Origin of the sequence: Bacillus sp. AY3-1 (assembly GCF_008368785.1) — a bacterium.
GTDB lineage: Bacteria > Bacillota > Bacilli > Bacillales > Bacillaceae_G > Bacillus_A > Bacillus_A wiedmannii.
This window is the reverse complement of the sequence record NZ_QORZ01000005.1, coordinates 100,485-126,007: the sequence shown is the minus strand read 5'-3', so window position 1 is coordinate 126,007 and position 25,523 is coordinate 100,485. Positions and strand designations below refer to the sequence as shown.

At 36.5% G+C, this 25,523-nt stretch carries 27 protein-coding genes, 2 pseudogenes and 1 riboswitch; of the genes and pseudogenes, 14 read left to right on the top strand and 15 right to left on the bottom strand.

What is annotated here, in order from left to right; all coding sequences use genetic code 11:
* Positions 1–147 precede the first annotated feature (147 nt).
* From DN389_RS03435 to DN389_RS03390, 9 genes and pseudogenes are all read right to left on the bottom strand, one after another.
* Positions 148–1,341 carry an MDR family MFS transporter gene (locus DN389_RS03435; RefSeq protein WP_149236814.1) on the bottom strand — a complete coding sequence of 398 codons (1,194 nt, stop codon included), beginning with the start codon at positions 1,339–1,341 and terminating at the stop codon, positions 148–150.
* A 326-nt stretch (positions 1,342–1,667) separates the two neighbouring features.
* A complete protein-coding gene (locus DN389_RS03430; RefSeq protein WP_087984862.1) occupies positions 1,668–2,891 on the bottom strand; it encodes a cation:proton antiporter in 1,224 nt (407 codons plus the stop codon).
* Positions 2,892–2,894: 3 nt separating this feature from the next.
* Positions 2,895–3,392, bottom strand: coding sequence for a cation:proton antiporter regulatory subunit (locus DN389_RS03425; RefSeq protein ID WP_001026048.1), 498 nt, complete (start codon positions 3,390–3,392; stop codon positions 2,895–2,897).
* A 34-nt stretch (positions 3,393–3,426) separates the two neighbouring features.
* Positions 3,427–3,993, bottom strand: a complete 567-nt coding sequence (locus tag DN389_RS03420; protein WP_088080071.1) for a tyrosine-type recombinase/integrase — start codon at positions 3,991–3,993, stop codon at positions 3,427–3,429.
* Between the two features lie 345 nt (positions 3,994–4,338).
* Positions 4,339–6,198 carry an FtsX-like permease family protein gene (locus DN389_RS03410; RefSeq protein WP_098189523.1) on the bottom strand — a complete coding sequence of 620 codons (1,860 nt, stop codon included), beginning with the start codon at positions 6,196–6,198 and terminating at the stop codon, positions 4,339–4,341.
* Positions 6,199–6,214: 16 nt separating this feature from the next.
* Positions 6,215–6,976 (bottom strand): ABC transporter ATP-binding protein, encoded by a 762-nt coding sequence (locus tag DN389_RS03405; protein ID WP_000165852.1) that lies wholly within the window; start codon positions 6,974–6,976, stop codon positions 6,215–6,217.
* Between the two features lie 253 nt (positions 6,977–7,229).
* Positions 7,230–8,252: pseudogene (locus DN389_RS03400) on the bottom strand (DUF418 domain-containing protein).
* Between the two features lie 136 nt (positions 8,253–8,388).
* Positions 8,389–8,538, bottom strand: a complete 150-nt coding sequence (locus tag DN389_RS03395; RefSeq protein ID WP_001129340.1) for a hypothetical protein — start codon at positions 8,536–8,538, stop codon at positions 8,389–8,391.
* Positions 8,539–8,553: 15 nt separating this feature from the next.
* Positions 8,554–8,817: a YtzC family protein gene (locus DN389_RS03390; RefSeq protein ID WP_000840869.1), complete on the bottom strand. Its 264-nt coding sequence runs from the start codon at positions 8,815–8,817 to the stop codon at positions 8,554–8,556.
* 111 nt (positions 8,818–8,928) lie between these two features.
* Between DN389_RS03390 and mnmL the strand changes: the two genes are divergently transcribed.
* The 7 genes and pseudogenes from mnmL (at position 8,929) to DN389_RS03350 (ending at position 14,810) form a co-directional block, all read left to right on the top strand.
* Positions 8,929–9,888 (top strand): tRNA modification radical SAM protein MnmL/YtqA, encoded by a 960-nt coding sequence (gene mnmL / locus DN389_RS03385; RefSeq protein WP_149236813.1) that lies wholly within the window; start codon positions 8,929–8,931, stop codon positions 9,886–9,888.
* On the top strand, positions 9,885–10,457 hold the full coding sequence (gene mnmM / locus DN389_RS03380; protein WP_088064619.1) for a tRNA 5-(aminomethyl)-2-thiouridylate-methyltransferase MnmM: 573 nt from the start codon (positions 9,885–9,887) through the stop codon (positions 10,455–10,457). Before mnmL ends, mnmM begins: the two co-directional genes overlap by 4 nt.
* A 197-nt stretch (positions 10,458–10,654) precedes the next feature.
* Complete coding sequence (locus DN389_RS03370; protein WP_149236812.1) at positions 10,655–11,488, top strand: ABC transporter ATP-binding protein; 834 nt, start codon at positions 10,655–10,657, stop codon at positions 11,486–11,488.
* Between the two features lie 18 nt (positions 11,489–11,506).
* The gene (locus DN389_RS03365) at positions 11,507–12,187 is read left to right on the top strand and encodes an ABC transporter permease (RefSeq protein ID WP_098802290.1); all 681 of its coding nucleotides are present in this window, start codon (positions 11,507–11,509) and stop codon (positions 12,185–12,187) included.
* Positions 12,188–12,211: 24 nt separating this feature from the next.
* Positions 12,212–12,873 (top strand): annotated as a pseudogene (locus DN389_RS03360) (aspartate/glutamate racemase family protein).
* Positions 12,870–13,394, top strand: coding sequence for a tetratricopeptide repeat protein (locus DN389_RS03355; RefSeq protein WP_088123560.1), 525 nt, complete (start codon positions 12,870–12,872; stop codon positions 13,392–13,394). The pseudogene DN389_RS03360 and the gene DN389_RS03355 overlap by 4 nt, the downstream one beginning before the upstream one ends.
* Positions 13,395–13,508: 114 nt before the next feature.
* Positions 13,509–14,810, top strand: coding sequence for a PepSY-associated TM helix domain-containing protein (locus tag DN389_RS03350; RefSeq protein ID WP_149236811.1), 1,302 nt, complete (start codon positions 13,509–13,511; stop codon positions 14,808–14,810).
* Between the two features lie 35 nt (positions 14,811–14,845).
* Here DN389_RS03350 and DN389_RS03345 read toward each other — a convergent pair whose 3' ends face one another.
* From DN389_RS03345 to DN389_RS03335, 3 genes are all read right to left on the bottom strand, one after another.
* The gene (locus DN389_RS03345; RefSeq protein WP_088064624.1) at positions 14,846–15,058 is read right to left on the bottom strand and encodes a hypothetical protein; all 213 of its coding nucleotides are present in this window, start codon (positions 15,056–15,058) and stop codon (positions 14,846–14,848) included.
* A 61-nt stretch (positions 15,059–15,119) separates the two neighbouring features.
* Positions 15,120–16,184, bottom strand: coding sequence for a tetraprenyl-beta-curcumene synthase family protein (locus DN389_RS03340; RefSeq protein WP_141499258.1), 1,065 nt, complete (start codon positions 16,182–16,184; stop codon positions 15,120–15,122).
* A 41-nt stretch (positions 16,185–16,225) separates the two neighbouring features.
* Positions 16,226–17,029 carry an alpha/beta hydrolase gene (locus tag DN389_RS03335; RefSeq protein ID WP_046958673.1) on the bottom strand — a complete coding sequence of 268 codons (804 nt, stop codon included), beginning with the start codon at positions 17,027–17,029 and terminating at the stop codon, positions 16,226–16,228.
* A 74-nt stretch (positions 17,030–17,103) separates the two neighbouring features.
* On the opposite strand from DN389_RS03335, the gene DN389_RS03330 reads away from it, so the two are divergent.
* The 3 genes from DN389_RS03330 to DN389_RS03320 all read left to right on the top strand — a co-directional run bounded on the left by DN389_RS03330 (position 17,104) and on the right by DN389_RS03320 (position 19,600).
* The gene (locus DN389_RS03330; protein ID WP_000640213.1) at positions 17,104–17,616 is read left to right on the top strand and encodes a gamma carbonic anhydrase; all 513 of its coding nucleotides are present in this window, start codon (positions 17,104–17,106) and stop codon (positions 17,614–17,616) included.
* 295 nt (positions 17,617–17,911) lie between these two features.
* On the top strand, positions 17,912–18,445 hold the full coding sequence (locus DN389_RS03325) for a phosphatase PAP2 family protein (protein WP_000868583.1): 534 nt from the start codon (positions 17,912–17,914) through the stop codon (positions 18,443–18,445).
* Positions 18,446–18,457: 12 nt separating this feature from the next.
* The gene (locus DN389_RS03320) at positions 18,458–19,600 is read left to right on the top strand and encodes a glycosyltransferase family 4 protein (RefSeq protein WP_149236810.1); all 1,143 of its coding nucleotides are present in this window, start codon (positions 18,458–18,460) and stop codon (positions 19,598–19,600) included.
* 278 nt (positions 19,601–19,878) lie between these two features.
* Here DN389_RS03320 and DN389_RS03315 read toward each other — a convergent pair whose 3' ends face one another.
* Together DN389_RS03315 and DN389_RS03310 are read right to left on the bottom strand one after the other, a co-directional pair.
* Positions 19,879–20,481, bottom strand: coding sequence for a molybdenum cofactor guanylyltransferase (locus DN389_RS03315; protein ID WP_149236809.1), 603 nt, complete (start codon positions 20,479–20,481; stop codon positions 19,879–19,881).
* Positions 20,478–20,987 (bottom strand): MogA/MoaB family molybdenum cofactor biosynthesis protein, encoded by a 510-nt coding sequence (locus DN389_RS03310; protein ID WP_000117134.1) that lies wholly within the window; start codon positions 20,985–20,987, stop codon positions 20,478–20,480. Before DN389_RS03310 ends, DN389_RS03315 begins: the two co-directional genes overlap by 4 nt.
* A 330-nt stretch (positions 20,988–21,317) precedes the next feature.
* On the opposite strand from DN389_RS03310, the gene DN389_RS03300 reads away from it, so the two are divergent.
* Both DN389_RS03300 and DN389_RS03295 read left to right on the top strand, forming a co-directional pair.
* Positions 21,318–21,497 (top strand): hypothetical protein, encoded by a 180-nt coding sequence (locus DN389_RS03300; RefSeq protein ID WP_088080084.1) that lies wholly within the window; start codon positions 21,318–21,320, stop codon positions 21,495–21,497.
* A gap of 6 nt (positions 21,498–21,503) precedes the next feature.
* Complete coding sequence (locus tag DN389_RS03295) at positions 21,504–21,683, top strand: hypothetical protein (protein ID WP_149236807.1); 180 nt, start codon at positions 21,504–21,506, stop codon at positions 21,681–21,683.
* 41 nt (positions 21,684–21,724) lie between these two features.
* Here the strand turns inward: DN389_RS03295 and metK are convergent, their stop codons facing one another.
* Positions 21,725–22,924 (bottom strand): methionine adenosyltransferase, encoded by a 1,200-nt coding sequence (gene metK, locus DN389_RS03290; protein WP_000163113.1) that lies wholly within the window; start codon positions 22,922–22,924, stop codon positions 21,725–21,727.
* A 169-nt stretch (positions 22,925–23,093) separates the two neighbouring features.
* Positions 23,094–23,215: riboswitch (SAM riboswitch) on the bottom strand.
* A 228-nt stretch (positions 23,216–23,443) separates the two neighbouring features.
* Between metK and pckA the strand changes: the two genes are divergently transcribed.
* Positions 23,444–25,030, top strand: coding sequence for a phosphoenolpyruvate carboxykinase (ATP) (gene pckA, locus DN389_RS03285; protein WP_048540837.1), 1,587 nt, complete (start codon positions 23,444–23,446; stop codon positions 25,028–25,030).
* A gap of 273 nt (positions 25,031–25,303) precedes the next feature.
* Entirely contained in the window at positions 25,304–25,501 is a 198-nt protein-coding gene (locus DN389_RS03280) for a hypothetical protein (protein WP_149236806.1), read from the top strand.
* Positions 25,502–25,523: the final 22 nt, after the last annotated feature.

Sequence of the window (25,523 nt, the reverse complement as noted above, 5' to 3'; positions counted from 1 at the left end):
AAAGAGCTTACTTGAAGCTAAGGCTTCTCGGTTAATCGTTACTCTTCATAACTAACGAATTCGTCTTAGGACAGCCGAGCTATCTCCCTTGTTCCAAAGGTTGTTTTATTTAAATATATTCTAAAACATGTTACATGTTCCGTCAAACTAAACTGCAATTTTTTCTTCTACTGTTTCTTCTACTTTTACTCGTTTATCATACATGCTCGTTGCAATAATCGCTACTACAAGCATTACCATGATTGCTATAAACAATACTTCCATATTGTATAAATCAACAATTGCTCCGCCAACGACCGGTCCGAACATTTTCCCTACAGTCGCCGCGCTATTTACAAACCCTTGATAAAACCCTAACTTATCTTTTGGTGCAAGTATATTTGCAATGGTCGGAACTGCTGGCCATACGAATAACTCACCAATCGTTAACGTCACCATCGCAACGAGGAACATCGTAAATTGCTGCGCTTGACTTAACACAATAAATGACGCCGCAAAAATGACGATTCCAATCATAATTTGTTGTTTTAAAGAACGCTTCATCCAGCGAATTAACATACTAACAAGTGGCTGCGCACAAACAATCATCGCTCCGTTTATCGTCCATAATAAACTATAATGGCGGAGGCTAATATCTAATTCCCGCATATAAGTCGCAATCGCCCCTTGCCACTGTACATATGTAACCCAGCATAAAGCATATGCTACACATACGATAAGAAGTGCTTTGAATCCAGGTGTAAGTGTCCAGCCTTTTTTCGTTTCGACTTCTTTTTTCACTCCTGGCTCTTTCTTGTCTTCCATACCACGGAATCCAATAAAAGCAATTAAGAAGAAAACAAAGTACAAAACAAAATTGGCTAAGAAAATATAATCAAAACGGTAAGATGCAACTAAACCACCGCACGCTGTTCCGATCGCAATACCAACGTTTTGCCCAACATACATCGCATTAAATGCTCGTCTTCCGCCCTCTGGCCAAACCGTACCGACCATCGCATACATCGATGGGAAGACCATTCCAGAACCAAAGCCGATTAATGCTAGCCACACAACATATAACGGCCAACCGTGGAAGAACACAAGGCCTAAAATCGATACAAGTGTAATGACAATCCCTACTAAAGTTGATTTATAACCGCCCCATTTATCAAACAAAACACCGCCGAGCAAGTTTCCGATTACACCAGTAAGCGAGTTGATCATTAATACCATTCCGGCCACAGATAAAGATTTTCCTAGGTGATCATGCAAATAAATTGTATTAAAAGGCCATAAAAAAGAAGCACCCGTGACATTAATAATCATCCCAGCTACTAATAGCCATACTTTCTTTGGCATAGTCTCCCCTCCTATTCTATTTTTTTCGTTCATCTATAACAGTAAAATTGTAGTCGTTTTTAAATAGGAAGGCAACTGATTAATAGTTGATGAAATTCAGATAATGGTTTTTCGGTAAATGAAATTATATGAATTGTCACTTGAAAATATATCAGCGATTTGGGGAATATATCAGCGAATCTCAAAATATATCGGCGATTCCCGAAATATATGAGCGATTATTAAAATATATCGACTTACCGACAAAAAACGACATCAACAACAATATATAAAAAAGGAAGACTGCATAAAGTTCTAAAGTTCATGCAGTCTCCCCCTTATTTATACTATCCAACTTCTTTTTCTCGCTTCGCACGTTCTTTCGCACTCCATTTAAATATTTTATCTAGTAGAGAGTATATTCTCCCAGACTCCTTCGTTAATAACGGTCCTAACGATGCTAATATTAAAACGTACAGTGCAGAGAACGGTTTAATCGTTGCCATTAAACCACCCGCAATGCCGATATTGGCTACAATAATGGAGAACTCTCCGCGTGATACGAGGGTTAAACCGATATTCGTAGAAGCCTTATGCGATAACCCGGCTTTACGTCCCGCCATCATTCCAGCTGTAAAATTACCGATGAGCGTAATGAAAACTGCTCCTAATGCCAACCACACTGCTCCTCCAAGTGAAAACGGATCTATACTTAAACCGAAACTGAAAAAGAATATGGCTCCAAAGAAGTCACGAAACGGAACGACGAGATGCTCAATCCGATCACTATGCTCTGTTTCTGAAAAGACGAGTCCTAACAATAATGCTCCAATTGCCTCAGCAACATGAATCGTTTCTGAAAATCCTGCTACAAAGAATAAAATGGCGAATATTACGATAATAAAAATTTCGTTTGACGAAATATCTAATACTTTATTTAGAAACGGCGTAGCTTTTCTAGCGATTACAAAGAATAGTAGCATATACCCTACCGCGATTAACACCGATGTAAGAGCACCTACAAATGATGTTGCACCACCGAGTACTAACCCTGAAACGACTGATAAATATACAGCTAAAAAGATATCATCAAACATAATGATTCCTAATATTAATTCAGTCTCTTTATTACCAGATCTTCTTAAATCAACAATTACTTTTGCAACAATTGCACTCGATGAGATTGTAATGATTCCAGCAATAATTAATGTTTCTAATAAGGGGAAACCCATAACATATCCATAAAGTAAACCCAATATGAAATTAAGCGATATATGAATACTACCCCCAAAAGCAATCGACTTTCCTGATTTAATTAATTTTTTTATTGAGAATTCTAAACCTAAGTAGAATAAGAGGAATATGACGCCAACACGGCCGAGGAAGGAAATAACTTCTCCGCTTTCAATAAACCTTAAATCGATAAGTCCTAAATCTGGGGCATGAGGCCCCACTAACATACCGAGTATAATGAGAAACGGAATAATCGAGAACTTTAACTTCGCAGCGAGGATAGCTGCAAAAGCTACTAATACTAACGCAGTTCCAACTTCAAAGATTAAAGTATCCATCGATTAGGAATCACCTCCTGCTGAAAGCAATTCATTAATAATTCTTTTCACTTCATGTCTTTCACCCGACAATACGAGCATATCGCCAGCTTCAATAATAGAGTCTGGACCTGGATTAAAGAATTTCTTCATATTCTTTTTCAAAATAGCAATAATCGTTACGTTATATGTTTTTCTGACATGTAAGCTACCAATTGTTTGTTGTACTACTGGTGCATTATTCTCCACCTTAAACCATTCAATTGATAATCCTTCAAAAGCCATCTCAATTGTGTCTAGCGCTTGCGGCCTATATACCATTCCGCCTAATATAGCCGCAATTTGTCTCGCTTCAGAATCACGAAGAGAAATGCTTGAAATACTCTCATCATGATCCGCATCAAAATGATACATTTCTCTTCGGCCATCATCATGAATCACAATAACCATTTTTTCATTACCTTTTGTTATCACTTCAAATTTACATCCAATGCCAGGTAGTTCACTCTCTCTAATATTCATATTTTCCGCCTCCTAAAGTTTTTAGTTACGGCTCTTACAAATCTACATCAATCTCTGTTTTAAACTTCTCATCTTTTGAGATTCCTAAATACTTGAGCGTTTCTGATGGAGTTGCGTGATGAAAATGCTTTTGTAATAGCGCAATCGCTATCCCTCTTTTGTATGCATGAAATCCAAACGTTTTTCTCATTGAGTTTGTTCCGATTTTACCAACAATCCCAACTGCTTCAGCAGCATTATGAATTACACGATACGCTTGTTGGCGCGTAATTGAATTTGTCGTTTTATTAGATTGAAATACGTAGTTTTCTCTTTGAGCATTAATAGATTGTACGTACTCTAAAAGTGCTTCTTTTACTTTTGTATTTAAATAAATATCTTGTTTAAACTTTTCATCTTTCACAGGAAGAGAATAAAACTCTTTAACAGTTCCATCTTCATTCAATACCTCTTCAAATTTCATACTAAGTAGTTCAGTGATCTTTAATCCAGTGTTAATTCCAATAACAAATAAAAGATAATCTCGCTGCGAATGCTCTTTTAAATACTTTTTCATAGCCTCAATTTGGCTTATATCTTTTAATGCCTCTACAACTTCCATACATGTATCTCCTCATCTTATGAACGGTAATTTTCTCATTATCCTGTCCATTTTACCTTATCATGCTATGAGATTTCCATGTATTATCCATTATTTTCACAATATACTCTTACGACAATTTTTCATTTGGAAATTTATGATTGTACAAATACGGTGTGGGTAGAAAAAATAGGGGGAGTACAAGTTCAGCTTCTTTCTACAGATCGGATTCCTCCTTTCATTTTCCGGTTGCTGATACTTTCATATTATGTTACTTATTTACATTATATTATATATTTCAGTAACATTAAAGTGTTTTTTCTGAAAATACAAAAAGCCGAGCACTTTCACTCGGCTTTTTACCTATTAATCTTCTTTTGGAAGAACAATTCCTTTATACAATTGAACTGTAATGAAGTAATAAATCGCATAAATAACTACGAAAATTACGATCGGTACCCAAATACGGAAGTAAGGATCCATTAAAATAAATCCGAAAATATTCATACCAACTAATACGTGAGCGATACCCACAATTGCCGGGAATAAGAACACTAAGAATAATTCTTTATAAATCGATTTCGTTAATAACTCACGGCGCACACCGATTTTACGAAGCATTTGATAACGCGTAATATCTTTTGATGCACCAGAAAGAATTTTAAACATTAAACAACTTGCCATCATTGCTAAGAACGCAATTCCAAGGAAGAATCCCATAAATACTGTTCCACTCGCAACGCCGTAGAATCCATTGTAAGATTGATATTTACTATCTAATCTTTCAGCTTTTACATTTTTATATTTAACTAGCTGCAACTCGTCAAGTTTTTTCCATTCTTTTGTGTATGCTACAAAATCGTCTGTTTTTCCAATAACTACGATTCCTTCTTTACCATTTACAGTATCGTACATTTTCTGATCTACAATTTTAATTGCATGATCTTCATATAGATAAAATGGCTGAATTGTTCTGAAAGCCTCGTTCCATTCTTCTGGAAGTTCTTTAGCACTCGCATCTTTTTCATTCATTTCTCTAGAAACTGCACCTACTGGCAGTTCCTCTGAAACTTTCTTTATTTTCCCTAAATCCTTCATACTTTCCATCTGTTTTGTATCTTGTACGAAAGGAGGATTTTTCTCTAAATCTTCTTTTACATAATAAACGTATTTATTATCAACTTTGTAACGATATTCATTTTTCTCTTTAAATGTAATACCATCTAAAATATTCTTTTCTTCAGCTGTTGGGTTATGAATAACTGAATCATATATTACTAAACCATCAACCATTTTTATAACGTTATTTTTAAACGCCATACCACCTGAAATTGCACCCGCTCCAAGAGCAACTAACATCGCTACCGTTGCAAGTACTTTCGTTAAGCTATTAATACGGAAATTTAATTGTGCAAACGTAAAAGCATTAAGTCCTTTTTCACTACGTTTTTTATTACTTTTTAACTTTCTAATGATAACTGGGAGAAGTGATCCAAATAGCATGTAAGTACCAGTTGTTGTTGTAATTAATGCAATAAGGATTCCCATTTCTCTTAGTTTTGCCATATAAATCATTGATGCATAGCCAATTCCTAATAAAATAACAGCAAGGATTGCAACGACACCTGTCATTTTTCCTTTTACTGCAACACGCTCTGTTTGTGCATCTGCATGTACAAGTTGCAGTACAGAAATACGTGATAACTTAATACTGTTCATAATTGCTGATAATACAAATAGTGCAAAGAAGAAAATGCAAGTAACAGTCATAGATGGAAGATAAAATGCTTTATAGCCTTCACCAGCAAATTCTAATTGTTTCATTAATAACTGTCCGATACCTTCTGCAAGTCCTACACCAACTGTAATACCAATCGCAAGAGACGCAGCACCTAATACAATCGTTTCAATAAACATAAGCAATGTAACTTTATGTTTTTTTGCTCCTAACATCATGTACATACCAAACTCTTTTTGACGAAGAGATAATAAGAAAGAGTTCGCATATAAAATATAGAAGAACGTTATAATGGCTAGTAAAAATGAACCTGCCTGGAATACGAATCCAATTGATTGAATAACTGAGTTAGATTCAATAAACGCTTTATTCAGCGCTAACGTTTGGAACATATAAAAAATTGAGATAGACATGACAAGACCAACAAGTAAGACGATATAATCTTTCAGCTTACTTTTCAGCCCCGACATGGAAAGTTTAAATAACATACTGGAACCTCCTTTCTTACGCTTTTTGTGTACCTAAATCTGCAAGTACATCTAAAATTTCTTTGTAGAACTCTTCACGCGTACTACCGCGATGAATTTCTTTATATAGCTCACCATCTTGAATGAATAAAATACGCTGACAGTAACTTGCACTATACGGATCATGCGTAACCATCATAATCGATACACCTTGATCTTTATTTAAGTTTGTCATCGCATCAAGTAAACTCGTTGCATTTTTAGAATCAAGAGCTCCTGTTGGCTCGTCCCCTAAAATAATTGCTGGCTCATGCACAAGCGCGCGCGCTGCTGCTGAACGCTGCTTTTGTCCACCAGATACTTCAGATGGATACTTTTGAAGAATTTCTGTAATCCCTAGCATATCCGCTACTTTTTCTACTTTCGGTCCAATATTACGTGATGAAACACCTTGAAGGGAAAGTGGAAGTGCGATGTTTTCATAAATAGATAAGTTCTCTAATAAGTTAAAGTCTTGGAAGATAAATCCTAATTTTTGTGAACGGAAATCAGAAAGCTCACCTTGCTTCATTTTCGTAATATCCGTACCCGCAATTTCAACAACGCCGCCCGTTGCTTTATCAAGCGTTGAAATTACATTTAATAATGTCGTTTTACCAGAACCAGATGGTCCCATAATTCCAACAAACTCACCCTCTTGAATTGAGAATGAAACACCTTTTAACGCGTGTGATTGGTTCTCACCTTTTTTACCGTACACTTTTTGAACGTTTTTCACGTCTACAACTGGTTTCGTCATATATATCCTCCTACGCTTGTTTTTCCATTACCTATTTTGCGCCTTTTAGAAGAGAACTGCTATTTGTTAACATTACAATTACCTTACACTTTTGTAATATAAAAAAGGTGGGCGTGTAAGGTTCGTTTTCTTTTGGATCAACCTCATTGGTAAATGAAATTTTATCGGCGAATCTCAAAGGAATATCGATTTACCAAAAAAAGATGACAATAAAAATAGGCTATTCCACAAAAGGAACAGCCTACTTCTCTCTTTATTTCTTTAAAGGTGTTACCGTCCAGTACGTAATAACACGCCAAATCCATTCTAATGGACCCATTTTAAAGATTTTCATCCAAATTACACTAAACACAATTTGAATAGCGTAAATTGCGATACATACATATAACGTCTGCATGTATGTTAAGTTTCCTGCAAAGTTAAATACACTACCAGCAATTAAAATCATTGCAGTTTGTCCGATATAATTCGTCAAAGCCATACGACCGTAGTATTTCAATGGTGCTAACAATGTTTGAACTGGTTTTAATTGAAGTAATAAAATTAAAGCTCCAACATAGAAAGCTGAAATAATCGGTCCCACTGTAACACCAATTTTTAAGAATTGACCTGCAGCGTCCATTGTTCCATCTTCATTCATAAGTATCATATTTACAAATGGATTAGCAGGCACTTGTCCATATTGATACCATACAGCTACAACACTAAAAACAAACATAACGCCTGTAAAAATAGCGACTTTCTTTATGTTTTTTGAAAGATTTTCAAACACATGATATTGCCCTGCAGCAAGACCTCATAAAATTAAGCCGAGTGGTAATAGTTCTTTAACACCCATTACACTAAAGGCAATTGTTAAAATAAGACCAATAACTAAGTTCACTTGTTTTTTCGCTTTATAAAATGGTAAAACGATTAACCCGCAAATTGCATATAACGTTAATGCCTCTCCAGGCTGAAACATGTAATGAATCAAACCGAAAATAAATAATGCAACTAAGCGGCGTAGAAATAGAACGTATCCATTCTTCCCTTTCGCGATTGCTCTCGTAATAAAGATGTAGAATCCTACTCCAAATAAGAATGAGAAGATTGAAAAGAAACGACCTTCTACAAATAAGTATAGAAACCTTTGATAACTTGCATCCACTGTATTAGGATCTGGAATTTTAATATTAAGTAGTGCAAGAATATTTACTAAAATAATCCCCAGTAGTGCGAAACCACGAATGTAATCTAACTCATCAATTCGTTTGTTTGTAATATTGTTCCCCATAAAGCAACTCCTTGTCCAAAATTTAATCCTCCCTTACTCTACTGGAGAAGTAGGCTTATAACTATCGGTAAACCTTACAGTAATCTTACATTATTGTCATATAGCAAAATAAAACCAGGTCATATTGCGACCTGGTTTACTCTGATTGCTTCGATTTTTGAGGTTGTCCTTTTTTACTGTTCCGCTGTTTTACTTGAACAATCGGATCAAGTTCATTTGAAAACTCAGCGTTATGTCCATTTTGCGTTTTTTGCTCTGGGTTATTTTGATCTGAACGTTTCGCCATTACATTCACTCCTTATTAGTGCGGTGTAATAATCATTTGATGTTGCAGTTGGCGAATTGCCATACGTGCTCTATTTAATTGCTCACGTTGCTCATCATTCGCATGTTGTTGCATCGTTTGTAAATCGTTATACGCTTGTTCTAATTGTAACTGCGCATCCGAATACTCCATCGTATTATAATGCTCTTGTCTCATACCTTGGTCTAATTGTTCTTTCGCATATTCCACCGCTTGTTCCGCTTGTGTAATATACGATTCAAGTGATTGACGCTCTGCCATAATTGTCCCTCCTTGCTTCAATTCCCCTTTAGTGTGTCCCTTCCATATGAACCTTATGAGTATGTTATAATGGATTTTGTTTCATTTTGACTCGGCTTAGGAGGGAAAGTAATGAAGGTTCAAAACCCTTTTCCATATACAAACGACAATAAACGTTATCATACATGGAATTACCATTTACGAAATGAATTTGGTGAAAAAATCTTTAAAGTTTCATTAGATGCTGGCTTCGATTGCCCGAACCGTGACGGTACAGTTGCTTACGGTGGTTGTACATTTTGTAGTGCTGCCGGATCTGGTGACTTCGCTGGTGATCGCCGCGATGATGTTATAACGCAATATCATGAAATGAAAGAAAAAATGCACTCAAAGTGGAAAGACGGAAAATGTATCGCTTATTTCCAAGCGTACACAAATACACATGCACCACTTGAAGTGTTAAAAGAAAAATTCGAACCGCTTCTAGCAGAAAAAGACGTTGTCGGTCTTTCTATCGCAACTCGTCCAGATTGCTTACCGGACGATGTCGTTGAATATTTAGCGGACTTAAATAAACGCACATACCTTTGGGTTGAACTCGGTTTACAAACTGTTCACGAACGAACTGCAAACCTTATTAATCGCGCTCACGATTACCCATCTTACGTGGAAGGTGTAAATAAATTACGTAAGCATGGCATTAGAGTTTGCTCTCATATTATTAACGGTCTTCCACTTGAAGATTACGACATGATGATGGAAACAGCTCGTGAAGTAGCGAAGCTTGATGTACAAGGAATTAAAATTCATTTACTTCATTTATTAAAAGGAACGCCAATGGTGAAGCAATATGAAAAAGGACAATTAGAATTCCTTTCTCTTGAAGATTACGTAAGTCTCGTTGTTGACCAACTTGAAATGATTCCAGAAGACGTAATTGTGCACCGTATCACAGGTGACGGTCCGCCTGACTTAATGATTGGTCCAATGTGGAGCTTAAATAAATGGGAAGTATTAAATTCCATCGATGCAGAATTTGTACGCCGCGGAAGCTGGCAAGGAAAATATGCAAATGAGGAGAAACAACAATGAAATTAGAACGTGTATTACCGTTTGCTCGCACACTGCTGCAAACGGCAGTAAAAGAAGGCGATTATGCTGTAGATGCAACGCTCGGCAATGGACATGACACATGCTTCCTAGCTGAAATCGTTGGAGATAACGGAAAAGTATTTGGATTTGATATTCAAAAAGAAGCAATTGAAAGCTCTACTATCCGTCTAAAAGAAAAAGAGCTTTTTGAACGTACTGTTTTAGTTCACGATAGTCACGATACGCTTCTATCCGTACTACCAGAAGATGCAAAAGGAAAAGTAACAGGCGCTATCTTCAACTTAGGTTACCTTCCTGGTGGTGACAAGCATATCGTTACAAAACCGAACTCAACACTCTCGGCAATTGAACAATTACTAGAAGTAATGGCACCTGAAGGAATCATCGTCCTTGTCATTTACCACGGACACCCAGAAGGACAAGTAGAACGCGACGCTGTTCTCAAATTTGCAGAAGAACTCGACCAAAAACAAGCTCACGTACTACGATACGGCTTCATTAACCAGCAAAATAACCCACCATTTATTGTGGCGATTGAGAAGCGATAATATATCGACGATTTTTCAATTATATCTATCGTAACTCGGGATATATCAACGATTTTTTCGATATATCGACGATTCGACACAACATATCGACTTATCGACAAAAGATAACAAAAAAAGACGTGCACTCATTGCACGTCTTTTTGTTTTTCTCCTATATAATGGATATATACACTATTTAAAGAAAGAAGGATAGAACTTTGCTAGTAGAACTAAGGGGAATTCAAAAGAAGTATGGCAAATCACTTATACTAGACAACATTGATTTATCCATTCCAGAAGGAGCAGCGCTCGCTATTATTGGCGGGAACGGGACTGGAAAAAGTACGCTACTCAAAATAATTGCAGGATTTATTTCACCTACAACAGGGACACTTCAAAGAAAAGAACATATACAAATTGGCTATGTACCTGAACATTTTCCTGAAGGGATTCGTTTTACATTAGAGGATTATTTATATCATCTCGGTCACATCCACGGTTTATCAACAAAATATTTAAAAGATAAAATTCCGATGCTTCTTGAATCTTTTCATTTACATCATGCAAGGCATTCCGTTGTACGAAACTTTTCAAAAGGTATGAAACAAAAAACTGGCATTATGCAAGCATTGCTTACGGACGTCCATTTATTAATTTTAGATGAACCTCTTTCTGGGCTCGATCCTAACTCTCAGCAAGAACTAGAACATATTTTACTCTCATTAAAACAACACGGCATATCTATACTCTTCACATGTCACGAAAAACAACTACTAGAAAACTTCGCCGATAGAATTGTGAAGTTAGCAAATCATACAATCACGGAAAATATCTCTGTACAAAAAGGAGCAGAACAAGTCTATATTGAAGCAATCGTTCACGAAACATTTTCAGCGATAGAACTACGGAAACAATTAGGATTTATACACGTTGCACACAATTCAAATCAAAACCTTATTCAATTACAAATCGAAAAAGAATATACAAACGAAATGCTTCAGTTTTTATTACATAAAAAAGCATCTATCACACTGCTACAACCTAACTTTTAAATCGAAAGAAGGTTTATTATGTTCGCGCTTATTCGTTACCATTTTCTCGACTATACAAAATCGTATAAGTACGTCCCTCCTATTGCGATGTACTTTGTGAGCTTACTTTTTGTATATACATATAAACCGACTCCTATTGTACCGACATACTTAGAAACAGCTCTCGCCCTTTATTTATTATCTGCCTGGATTACAATCACAATTTTTCATACTGAAGACCCTGTACAAGAGCAAATTACTATTTCACACACAAATAACATTTCCACATTATACGTTGGTAAATATATTACAGCTCTTCTCATTTGTACTGTGTTATCTTTTATATCCGTAATCTATCCCATTATTTTGCAAATGTTTAATGAAAAAATGACAGTTTCTTTATTTTTAGTCGGATTTCTCGCTCACATGTCTTTCTCTATACTAGGAATTTCAATTGCAACTTTATTTACTAGAAATATTATTCAAAAAGTAAGCACAGCTTGGCTTAGCCTTACATTTATATTACTTATAACGATCGCCTCCATCCGGTTAAAAAAAGAGTTACTATGGTTTTTACCACCTGTCGAAAGCTTTCTAATGCTTGGACAATACAAATATAATATACTGACTCACACGCTATGGCTCACAGCTTGGGCTATCGTATATTCATTTTTATTACTTACTTTATTTCTTTTTATCGTGCGCAAAAAACGTTTTTAATTACATACTAAAGGAGACAAACCAATGATCGGAATACTAGCAGGAATGGGGCCAAATTCAACTGGACCATTCGTCGATACAGTTGTACAATATACGGAGCAAAGCATGATATAGACTTTCCTCATATGATGATTTATTCTTGTCCAACACCGTTTTATATGGATCAGCCTATTGATCACGAGGCGATGAAAAAAGCGATTATTGAAGGGGCACAAAAACTTGAAAGTACTGGTGTAGAATTTATCGCTATGCCGTGCAATACGGCACATCTTTATTTTGAGGAATTACAACGTTCTATTTCTATTCCTATTTTGAATATAGTCGACGAGACGTTACAAGCTATTCCTTAAAATACAAAAAGAGTCGCTCTTCTCGCAACAGAAGCGACAATTCAAGCTGGTATTTACCAAGATGGGATTACAAAACGTAATATAGAATACATTCATCATGAAAAATGGCAAACAATGATTAATCAAATTATTACTTGTATTAAAAGTGGAGAAATTGAAGCAGCTCAAGAATTGTGGAGTGCGCTTGTTTTACAGTTAAAAGATGAAGTAGATACCACAATTATCGCATGTACTGATTTGAATGTTGTGGCGAATGAGGAATTTGTCGATTCCGCTCAATGTCTTGCTGAGGCGGTTGTGAAGATGGATGCAGAAACTATAAAGGGGTCCCAATGAATATACCTTTTGAAATGGGATACACATTTGATGAAAATCTTAGAGAAAAGCCTATATCCCTTGCTGAAATGAAGCAGGGGATTGTATTTTTGAAAGAACATTTACATGAAGATTCGTTATATGGAAAAAGCTGCGGATTAATTGGCGTTTATGAACGAATCGCTGGCAACCTTTCTGAAAGTAAATATTACTTACAGGAGGCAATTGAAAATTACACACAAACGGATAACATCCAGGGGCTTTTTATTAACAAACCTCGTCTTGCACATACATATCATTGGGAAAGAAAATTTCCTGCTGCAAATGCACTCTTTACCGAACTTCTACAAACACTACCAGACTTACCGGCTTATGAAGACTTCTTCTACCAACATTACGGAAAAAGTAAATTAGATGAAGGTTACTTCCATACTGCCTTATCTTATTTTCAAAAGGCACTTCAAATCAGACTACAAAAAGGAAATGAAGAGTTGATTCACTCAACTAAGCTTTGTATTACGTATTGTATGTCTCACCGATGAAAATCCCCAAAACTTTTAACATTTTTCACAATTCCTTCAAAATATCCACACTTAATCTCGCTATATTAAAATGAGGAATTTATTCATATAGGGAAGGTTAGGGGAACTGAAAGTATGAAAGCAAATCGTTCGCTTCATTACATTTTTTGGCGTTGGCATTTTTATGCTGGGCTTTTTATTACGCCGCTTCTTATTACATTGTCACTGAGCGGGATTGGGTATTTATTTCGGGAAGAAGTTGAAGATTTCATCTATAAAGATTTATATTTTGGGAAGAGCGCCCAAACGGAATCTATTTCGATGTCTGATTCTATTTCCTTAACAGAGAAAAAATATCCACATTATAGTGTGGCGAAAATTAGTGAGTTTAATGGGGATTATAATACGAGGCTTACTATTGCAAATGAATATACGGGGCAACAAAAATATGTGTATTTAGATAGCAATAATCAAATTATTGGAGATCAAAATGCAAGTGAAACGTTTGCCAATATAATGCGGGAATTACATAGTTCTCTTTTAGTTGGTGGCACTGTCGTCAACTATACTGTAGAGCTTGCGGCATGCTGGACAATCTTTTTAATTGTGACTGGATTGTATATGAGTATACGCCAATTCAAAAACACACCGGCATCCACTAAGCGAGAAAAAGCAAAACGACGTCATTCTATTATCGGTATTATATTTACAATTCCACTCGTTTTGTTAGTCGCATCTGGATTGCCATGGTCAGGATTTATGGGTAACCAAATTTATAAAATCGCATCGTCGAATGAATCGATTGGATATCCAAAGTTGTATATGGCACCTCCTGAATCAAAGGTAAAAGAATTGCCGTGGGCAACAAGAAAAGAAGCTCCTCCTGAATCGAATTCAAATGAGCCAAAAACAATTTCTGTCGATGAATTACAAAAAGGAATTGAAATAAAGAAGCCATACGTTATCTCACTACCAACTGATCCGAAAGGTGTATTCACCGTTTCGAAATCGAGCGGTTCTGGTATTACGGGCATGGATGTGGCACCAAATGAAGAAATAACAGCTTACTTTGATCAATATAGCGGAAAACTCATTTCAAAAACGGACTATCGTGATTATGGCTTATTTGCACAATGGTTCACTTACGGTATCCCGCTTCACGAAGGTCATTTATTCGGATGGCCAAATAAAATATTATGCTTACTAACGACATTATCTTTATTACTTCTTATTTATTACGGAGTAAAAATGTGGTTTGCAAGAAAGCCGAAAGGAAAATTAGCAGCACCACCAAAGCAAAGAGATAAGAAAAGCATAATCGTTTTCTTTATCATGATGGTTATACTAGGCGCTGTCATGCCTTTATTCGGACTATCTGTTTTAGTTATTTTTGCGATTGAACTTCTCATATATGTATTTGCAAAAATACGATCATAATAAAAAGCATTTGTACTCCCGTGTACAAATGCTTTTTATTTACTATTTTCTTTTTTTCTACTACTTATTAAAAAGATAATATCTAATATGATAATCAATGCGATGATAATTTGAGCCACATAATCCATTGTAGTAGGACCACCCGCTTTATTCATCATCATATACATTCCAGTTACAAATGAAATGGAAAGTAGCATGAGTAACGTTACTTCAATATTTTCATATAGCTTTTGAAACAATCGCTTCATTTCCACCACCACCCTTTACCATATTATAACAAAAACCACTCTACATGAGTGGTTTTATTCATCACTGCGCCATTTTCTTTCGGTACATCTTCCCGTTCCAATAGAAGAATCGTGAAGTAAGCCCTCCGTATTTTACAATGCGCCGTGCCATTTTGTTCATATTCTTTTGTGCTGATACTTTTTGATCTGATAAATAAATACCAAGTAACCCTCGGCTTATGAGACGATGAAACTTCGCATGAGGTAAATCACCAATGCTCTTCTCTGCTTCTTCTACAAAATGTTTCATACGATCTAATATCGCTTGCTCGTTTTCATAATAACTACAGAAATTCAAATCCCCGCCTATACGGTCTTCTTCTTGATCGATGAAATAATCAAGTAAAATGTGAAGTCCTTGTACGTATGGGAAGTATCCTTGTCTAATTTTCGCAATATCTTCATCATGTAATTCATCATGAAATGCATATGCTACAAGACAGAAGATTCCAAGTGTAGAACCGGCACATGCTGAAAATTCAAACCAGCTCATTTCAGGTAAATTTTCTTTATGTGCTTCAAACCATTTTTGTAAGCGTGGTTCTCTTTCTTCTAACTTCACGTGTTTATGAATTTGCAAATCACAATAATAACAAGCAAGTTCATGAAGAACAGGAGCAATTTTGTCATAGTGCTTCGTTTTCTTTAAAACATCTTGGCATGTTTCAACAAGTTCATCTAAATAACCACCATCGTCTTGGTCATCACGATAGCGATAATAATTACCGCCACCTTCTACTTCAGGTGATAATGCCATTAACATAGATTCATGCAGTGCGGCAAAATCATTCGGATCAAGTGATGTACTGCGGTCACATAAATTATCTAAATAATCGCTGATTGTTTGATACGCTACGATAAAACGAATGCATTCCTCTCGGTGTTCATTTGCTAACAGTGCTAAAATACCACCGCCTTCGCAATGAAACGTTTTATTCTCAATACTCGCGATTGCCTGACTATGAAGCTCATCATTCGGAATATGGTAGGCACGCTCTTTCCACACCGCTAGCTCATGGTGTACTACCGGAAACACATCACGGTATACTTTCGCCATGAGCGTTATGGGATTACTCGGTACGTTCACTTCTTCCTTCATCTCCTCTATTCGATGTACAAATAATTTACTTATTTGTTTGTTTCTATTATGTTATTGATGCGTATTTCAGTAAATGACTGAATATAATTCAAAATTTCATCACGCTCATACTCATTTAATAACTCGTGATAACAATTCGGCCATTCTTTAAAAGCCTTATCACTTATTTTAACATTATCAAACCAAGTGCGGACACGTATTTTATCTACAAGTTTATCCTCACAAGCTTGCATTAGCAAGAGCGGAACATCTGGAAAATCATCTATTTTTTTATGAGCAATTTCGATAGACTTAATCAATTCACTATACCAACGTACTGATACTTTGCGCAAGAACAATGAATCATTCTCCATCGCGTCCCTAACTTCATGATTACGAGTGGACATTTCCACTGTAAGATTCGTTGCAAATTGCAATTTTGGAGCGATAATATTTAATATTTTTGAGGCAGCTTGAAGTGGTGCTGAAGGTCCAGCTACTAAGCCTAAACATGGCGAACTTAAAATAATGCCGTCTACATCTTCTCTCTTCGTTTCTTGCATCATACGAATGACAATAAGACCACCCATACTATGACCAAATATAAAAATAGGTAACCTATACTTTCTTGCCTCTTTCACCCACAATTTAACTTCCTCTATGTATTCATCAAATGAATCAATATGTCCTCTATTTCTCGAAGTCGTTCCATGTGACGGAAGGTCCCCCATTACGACGTGGTAGCCGATATGATTCCACATTTCCGCAACGGCTTCATAACGTCCGTGATATTCCATTGCGCCGTGCACGATAACAACGACAGCTTTCGCTTCCTCTGCTTCATAATTCCACATACGGACCTCCTCCATTTCACTCTTTCTCATAATTTGATACACTGAAACTAGTCTCTAGGAAAGGAAGACTTTACATGATATATCCTTACAAAGAAAAAAATCCGAAAATTGCGAGTAGTGCTTTTGTCGCTGATTATGTTACGATTACAGGCGACGTTTCCATTGGTGAAGAATCAAGTATTTGGTTTAATACAGTCATACGCGGTGATGTTTCACCAACAATCATTGGAAACCGGGTAAATGTACAAGACCAATGTACACTTCACCAAAGCCCACAGTATCCTCTTATTTTAGAAGACGACGTGACCATTGGGCATCAAGTTATTTTACATAGCTGTCATATTAAAAAAGATGCTTTAATTGGAATGGGATCTATTATATTAGATGGTGCTGAAATTGGCGAAGGAGCCTTTATCGGTGCTGGAAGCCTCGTTTCACAAGGAAAGAAAATCCCGCCAAACACGTTAGCGTTCGGTCGACCAGCTAAAGTCGTTCGTGAATTAACAGAAGAAGACCGTAAAGACATGGAGCGAATTCGCACACAATATGTTGAAAAAGGTCAGTATTATAAATCATTACAGAAGTAACTTTTCCAGCTGCCATTAAAGTGGCAGCTTTTTATATAAAGTGAAACTTTAATCAGTGGGGTTTTTCTTCATCCCCCACTGATTATTAGTTGAACCAATCGGACTTTTATGGGCAGTTGATCCCCCACCTAACTTCTTTGCTTTCGCTGAATTTTGAGGTGGGGGTCTTACTGCCCATTAAAGCGGGATAAAAACTAACTTTTTCTTTACAAAACATTATTACTCCCTTAATAAAATCTTATTAAAATAAAAGCTAATATCTCCATATATATGTAAACGAGGGAGGAGAATTTTCATGAAGGTCAGTGGACTGTATAAAATAGAATGTTACATTTTCAAAGGAATTAACCGATACTTTGATCAAAAAACATTAAATATCTTTTTCAGCAATATTACTCATATCGGTGGTGCTACTTTCTCAATCGCACTCACACTTTTCTTTTTAATTTTTGCAAAAGGGACTTTGCATCAAGCTGCAATCGCAACTGCTATTTCTTTAGCAATTAGCCATATTCCTGTACAAATATTAAAAAGATGGTATCCGCGAAAACGCCCTTATTTAACAATTCAGGATGCGAAATATCCAGTCCATCCATTAAAAGACCACTCTTTCCCGTCTGGTCATACAACAGCCGTTTTCTCTGTCCTTATTCCATTTATTTGCTATAATCCAAGCATATTTGCTTTTCTATTACCGTTAGCATTATGCGTTGGTATTTCTCGCATTTATTTAGGGCTTCACTATCCGTCTGATGTATTCGTCGGTATGTGCCTCGGCACTTGCTCTGGCATCATCTCTTTTTATCAATTCATCCCACTTTTCACATAAAGGAGTGATATGATGAGAGTCGCCATTTTTACCGATACTTTTACGCCACAAGTGAACGGGGTTGCGAAAACACTAGAACGATTAACACGTTACTTTCAGAAAGAAAAGATCGCCTATTCTGTTTTCGCTCCTCAGCATACAGCTGAAGATAATTTCGTAGCTAATGTGAACAAGATGAGAAGTATCCCGTTAACAATATTATATCCAGAATGCCGCTTTTCTTTTCCTACTCCGCGCATTAAACGAAAACTTCTTTCCTTTAAACCTGACATTATTCACATTGCCACACCTTTCAACATGGGACTTTGTGGATTGTATTATGCAAAAAAGTTAAACATCCCAGTTGTCGGTTCTTATCATACTGATTTCGATGCTTATTTACGCTATTACAAAATTGAATTTCTCTCTAATATGCTTTGGAACTATTTAAAATGGTTTCATAGTCATATGCAAAAAAATTTCGTTCCTTCCTTTGAAACGTTACACCAACTAAAAAACAAAGGCTTTCAGGCCCTCTCCATATGGGGACGCGGGGTAGATTGCACACTCTTTCATCCATCTTACAATACAGACCTATTCCGAAAAAAATATAATATTACAGCGAAGTATGTCCTTTCCTATGTTGGACGGATTGCCCCTGAAAAAGATATTGATACGTTGCAAAATATTATCGCTAAAACAGCGCATACTCGAAAAGACATTCATTGGCTCGTTGCAGGAGACGGTCCTCTAGCAATAAATTTACGTGAAGCTGTTCCGAATACAAATGTCACTTTTACTGGATATTTACAAGGTGAAGATTTAGCTGAAGCCTATGCTTCTTCCGATCTAATGGTATTTCCATCTGCTACTGAAACATTTGGGAACGTTGTACTTGAATCGCTTGCATGCGGTACACCTGTCATTGGTGCAAATAGTGGCGGGGTTAAAAATATTATTACAGATGGAAAAACAGGAGTTCTTTGTCCACCCAAAAATGAGAACGCATTTCTATCATCCATTTATCTTTTATTGCAAAATGAAGAAAAACTTGAGCAGATGGGAATAGCAGCTTCATCTTATGCGAAATCAAAAAGCTGGGATGAGATCTTTCATGGCTTACTTAACCAATATGAAGAAGTCCTTCAGCATAACGCATCAGAGTTGCTTGCTTAAATAGAAAAACTCCCTTCAAAACGAAGGGAGTTTATTACACAGTTGTAAAATTTACTTAAATGAATGATACATAAGGTGAAATATCATATTATTTCTATATTCATTATAACAAAAACAAACATAAACAAACAGACTTGTAATAAAAACCCATAAAAATTAATATATGGTTATACACTATTTTAACTGTATGATGATTTTAAGAATTGCCCTTAAAATCAACTTACTCACATACCTTTATACAGTAATTGTTCCCCAATTTCTGTATATCAAAAAACCTTTCATTCATTTGAAAGGTCTTTTTGAGCCTGCACATATTCTTCTTTCGTATTCACATTCATAAACCAATCCGCATTCGCTTGTACATCTTCTCCAGCAACATATTTCACATTACATTGTGATAAAAGTTGGCCCATACTTCTTTTTTCATCCTGTAGCAAAGCATAAATCTTTTCTTTCACACGGTTATGATATGCTGCAAGTAACGGTTGTTTTCTTCCATTAATAATAGGTACGACTGCATCATATTCATCACTCGTTTGCTCTAGCAAAATGGTCAACCATTCTTGCGAAATATTTGGCGCATCACATGGCATAATAGCGTACCAATCTGCTTCTATATATTCCATTCCTGATACAATTCCAGCAAGTGGTCCGTTTCCTTTATAGTGCGGAATATCTTCTATAACAGGAACTTGTACGAGTTGCTCTACTCGCTCTTTTATATCAGAATGACTAATGACTACAACCTCTTGGAGCGTCCTTGTCATCACTTTCAAAATATGCTCAATAAACGTACTCCCTTGCCAGCTCGCTAACGCTTTCGGCTCACCGAATCTACTCGACATACCGCCCGCTAATACAATTCCAGCCCATTTACTCATTGGCGATGCAGCTCAAATGTAATATGACCTAATTCTGGTAAAATTAGCTTATTCATCGCAAGGCGAACTGCTCCACTAGATCCTGGCATTGAAAAGACAACTTTGCGCCCAATTGTACCACCGATCGCTCTACTTAACATTGCGCTGCTTCCGATATCTTCTAAATAACTAATCATGCGGAACAACTCACCAAACCCGACAATTTCTTTATGTAATAACGCTGATACTGCTTCAATCGTCACATCACGCTTCGTAATACCAGTTCCGCCATTTGTTAACACAACATCAACATCTTCTCTATGATAACCAGCTAACACTGCTTGCTGAATACTTTCTTTATCATCTTTTACAATTTCATAAGAGGTCACTGTATGCCCTGCCTCTTTTAACAATTCATGTAATAGTTGTCCACTCTTATCTGTCTCTTCCGTACGTGTATCGGAAATCGTCACGATTTTGCAACGCACTTCTTTCGGTGCTTGTTTTTTATGTTCGGTTACGCTCATTTTATATCTTCCCTTTCATTTTCTTGTAAAATTATGTATGAAGCAAAGGATTCAACATGATACAATATAAGTATATTTATCCATATAAAGGATCTTTACATGATTCAAAATATGAAACGATCCGTACCCATTATACCATTCCTAATTATATTATCCCTTTTTCAATGTATCGCTTACGGGTTCGATATTAACTTTTTAAAATTGTATGTACTTATGCCTGATGGTGTTATTCGTTACTATTTGACTAGCACATTAATTCCTCTCGTACTTGCCTATATAATAGATTTTATTTTTAAACGTTCTATCTCTAAATAAGGAGGTCTACATATTATGGAACTTTATAAAAAATTAACAACAACATTTATCCTCTTATTCGTCGCTTCCATTACTATTGGCTTTTCTCTAAAAGGCGCAATTCCATACGCTACATTAGTAAGCATTATATTCGCAACACTATTTTTACTAAGCAGTGCCTTTTGCGCGGGTAAAGCACGTCAAATGAAAGGTTGATTACATATGTTCCAGAAGAAACCAACCCTTTGCAAATCATGTGAAAAAGAAATACAAACGTATGAAAAGGCATGGGTTCATATGCCTTTTCCGGCAAGTGGCATGACGAATATGAAAAAGTATATTGAGCTAGACGGCGAAGTGTATTGTAGCTCATGCATTCAAATTAGAAGTAAAACGAAATAAAAAAAGCTTTGCGCTCACGGCGCAAAGCTTTTTTTCATATATTATAGACCAGCTTGCTCTTTTAAAGCTGCAGCTTTGTCTGTACGTTCCCATGTTAGGTCTACATCAGTACGTCCGAAGTGGCCGTAAGCTGCTGTTTGTTTATAAATTGGGCGACGTAAGTCTAGCATTTTAATAATACCAGCTGGGCGAAGATCGAAGTTGTTACGAACTAGTTCTACTAGTACGTCTTCAGATACTTTACCAGTCCCGAATGTATCAACTGAAATTGATACTGGTTGTGCTACACCAATTGCGTATGCAAGTTGTACTTCTGCTTTGTCAGCAAGACCAGCTGCTACGATGTTTTTCGCAACATAACGAGCTGCATATGCTGCAGAACGGTCAACTTTCGTTGCATCTTTACCAGAGAATGCACCGCCACCGTGGCGAGCGTATCCACCGTAAGTATCAACGATGATTTTACGTCCTGTTAAACCAGCATCACCTTGTGGTCCACCAATTACGAAGCGGCCAGTTGGGTTAATGAAGAATTTCGTTTCTCCATCCATTAATTCTGCTGGAACTACAGCTTTAATTACATGCTCTTTTAAATCGCGATCGATTTCTTCCCATGTAACATCTGGATGATGCTGTGTAGAAATTACGATTGTATCTACACGTACAGGTTTACCATTTTCATCATACTCAACTGTAACTTGCGTTTTTCCATCCGGACGTAAGTATGATAATGTGTCATCTTTACGTACTTCAGTTAAACGGCGAGCTAATTTGTGAGCAAGCGAGATTGGAAGTGGCATTAATTCTTGTGTTTCATTACATGCGAAGCCAAACATTAAACCTTGGTCTCCCGCACCAATTGCCTCAATCTCAGCGTCAGTCATTAGACCTTCGCGTGCTTCTAGCGCTTGGTCAACACCCATAGCGATGTCAGCAGATTGCTCATCGATAGATGTTAAAACTGCACAAGTTTCTGCATCGAATCCGTATTTTGCGCGTGTGTAACCAATGCCTTGAATTGTTTCACGAACGATTTTTGGAATATCTACGTAAGTAGAAGTCGTAATTTCCCCCGCTACCAATACTAAACCAGTTGTTACAGTTGTTTCACAAGCTACACGTGCATTTGCGTCTTTTGATAAGATCGCATCTAAAATTGAATCAGAAATTTGGTCACAAATTTTATCTGGATGTCCTTCAGTTACAGACTCAGATGTGAACAGATGACGTTTTTTTGTCATGTGGTAAACCTCCCTACAGTAATTGTATATATTGTACGGAACTCATCCTTAATTTGCCACAAACTGCGACATACATTTATTCTCCCACACAAGCATACAGAAAAACCTTTCCTACTTTACATAGAGGAAAGGTTTAATTTGCTACTTGCATACTGCTTTTTGCCCTTTGCTCTTATCGTTCGAGACCGTTAGCCTCGCACAGGTTTTAGCACCTATTCACCTGTATTTACCACTACAAGTGAGGTTGCTGGGCTTCATCGGGCCTGTCCCTCCGCCAGCTCGGGATAAGAGAGTATCCGTCCCAACCTATACTAAAGAAATGATATTCATTTGTCAATTAATATTCACATTTTCCTGAAAGTTTTTCTCAATACGCCTGGAATGAAATATTAATAAGGAAATAATACATTCACACAAACAAAAAGAAATAAATAGTATACATTATTTATATAATTGTGTTATACTCTTGTTGGGGATTACGAGAAATATTTCATTAAATGAAAAGGATGGTATATAAATATGAGTACTGTGAATGTCCAAATTGGTTTACACGAATTATTGAACGGAAGCAATGCACAGATTCAACTAAGTGTTCCGCAATTAGTGGAAAAAGTATTAATGCGAAATGAAGGGAAATTAACTTCTACTGGTGCCGTTTCTGCTTCAACAGGAAAATATACAGGACGTTCTCCTAAAGATAAATTTATTGTGAAAGAAGCATCGGTTGCTGACAAAATTGCTTGGGGAGCAGTGAATCAACCGATTTCTGAAGAACATTTTAATAAATTATACACTAAAGTTTTAGAATACTTAAAAGAAAAAGAAGAGTTATTCATCTTCAATGGATTTGCAGGCGCTGACCGCAATTACCGCCTACCAATTCAAGTTATTAACGAATATGCATGGCACAATTTATTTGTACATCAATTATTCATTCGTCCAACTGAAGAAGAATTAACAACTCATGAATCAGAGTTCACAATTGTTTCTGCACCGAATTTCAAAGCTGATCCAGCTGTTGACGGTACAAACTCTGAAGCATTCATTATGGTTTCATTCGAAAAACGTATCGTACTAATTGGTGGTACAGAATACGCTGGAGAAATGAAAAAATCAATCTTCTCTATTATGAACTTCTTACTACCTGAACAAGATATTCTTTCTATGCACTGCTCTGCAAACGTAGGTGAAGAAGGTGACGTAGCACTATTCTTCGGTTTATCTGGAACAGGTAAAACAACATTATCTGCTGATCCACACCGTAAATTAATCGGTGATGATGAGCATGGTTGGTCTGATAACGGTGTATTCAATATTGAAGGCGGTTGCTACGCAAAATGTGTAAACCTTTCTCACGAGAAAGAACCACAAATTTTCGATGCAATCAAATTTGGATCTGTTTTAGAAAACGTTATCATTAATAACCAAACGCGTATCGCAGACTATAACGATACTACTTTAACAGAAAATACTCGTGCTGCATACCCTATGCATGCGATCGACAATATCGTACTGCCAAGTGTTGCTGGACACCCAAATACAATCATTTTCTTAACTGCTGATGCATCTGGCGTATTGCCTCCAATCAGTAAGTTATCAAAAGAACAAGCTATGTATCATTTCTTAAGTGGTTACACTAGTAAACTAGCAGGAACAGAGCGCGGCGTTACATCTCCGCAAGCAACATTCTCAACTTGCTTCGGTTCACCATTCTTACCACTTGATGCATCTCGCTATGCTGAAATGCTTGGTGAAAAAATCGAGAAACACGATGCGAAAGTATTCTTAGTAAACACTGGCTGGACTGGTGGCGAATACGGCATTGGTAAACGTATGAACTTAGGTTACACTCGTGCAATGATTCAAGCTGCATTAAGCGGCGAACTTGCGAAAACTGAAACAGCTAAACATGACATCTTCGGTCTTGAAGTTCCACTTCACGTACCAGGTGTACCTGACGAAGTGTTAATGCCTGAACAAACTTGGGCTGATAAAGCTGCTTATAAAGAGAAAGCAATCGAACTTGCAAGCGAATTCAAAGAGAACTTCAAAAAGTTCGACAGCGTTTCTGAAGATATTATTAACTTAGGCGGTCCAATCGCTTAAGTACAAACTTTCTGTTGGAATACCCCTTTTACTCATATGAATAAGTGTCGTGTAACCGTAAAGTTCCGCGTACTCACCGACAAAACCCAATGCGGCTTAACGGTTATACACACTTACATAAAAAAGAAGCTTACGTTAAAAACGTAAGCTTCTTTCTATATCTTATCTCTTCATCTATGACTTAGTTCGTAAAATTACAGAAAATTCATTTTATATTCATTCATTATTATTTTTTTATGATAAAATTTACATATGAAGGAAAGGATGAGGCCTATGAAAAATTTTTCTCGTACAGGAAAAATTTTATTCAGTTACGGAGCGATCCAAATGTTTTGGGGACTTGTGATGCTTAACGTTAATTTATTTGAGCATACAAATGAAACGATAAAATATATTATTTTAATTACCGGAATAATTTGTTGTATTATATCCACCTTTTTTAAAGAACATAAGAGTCATACTAATATGTGATTTCATGTTAGCTTATAGGAAG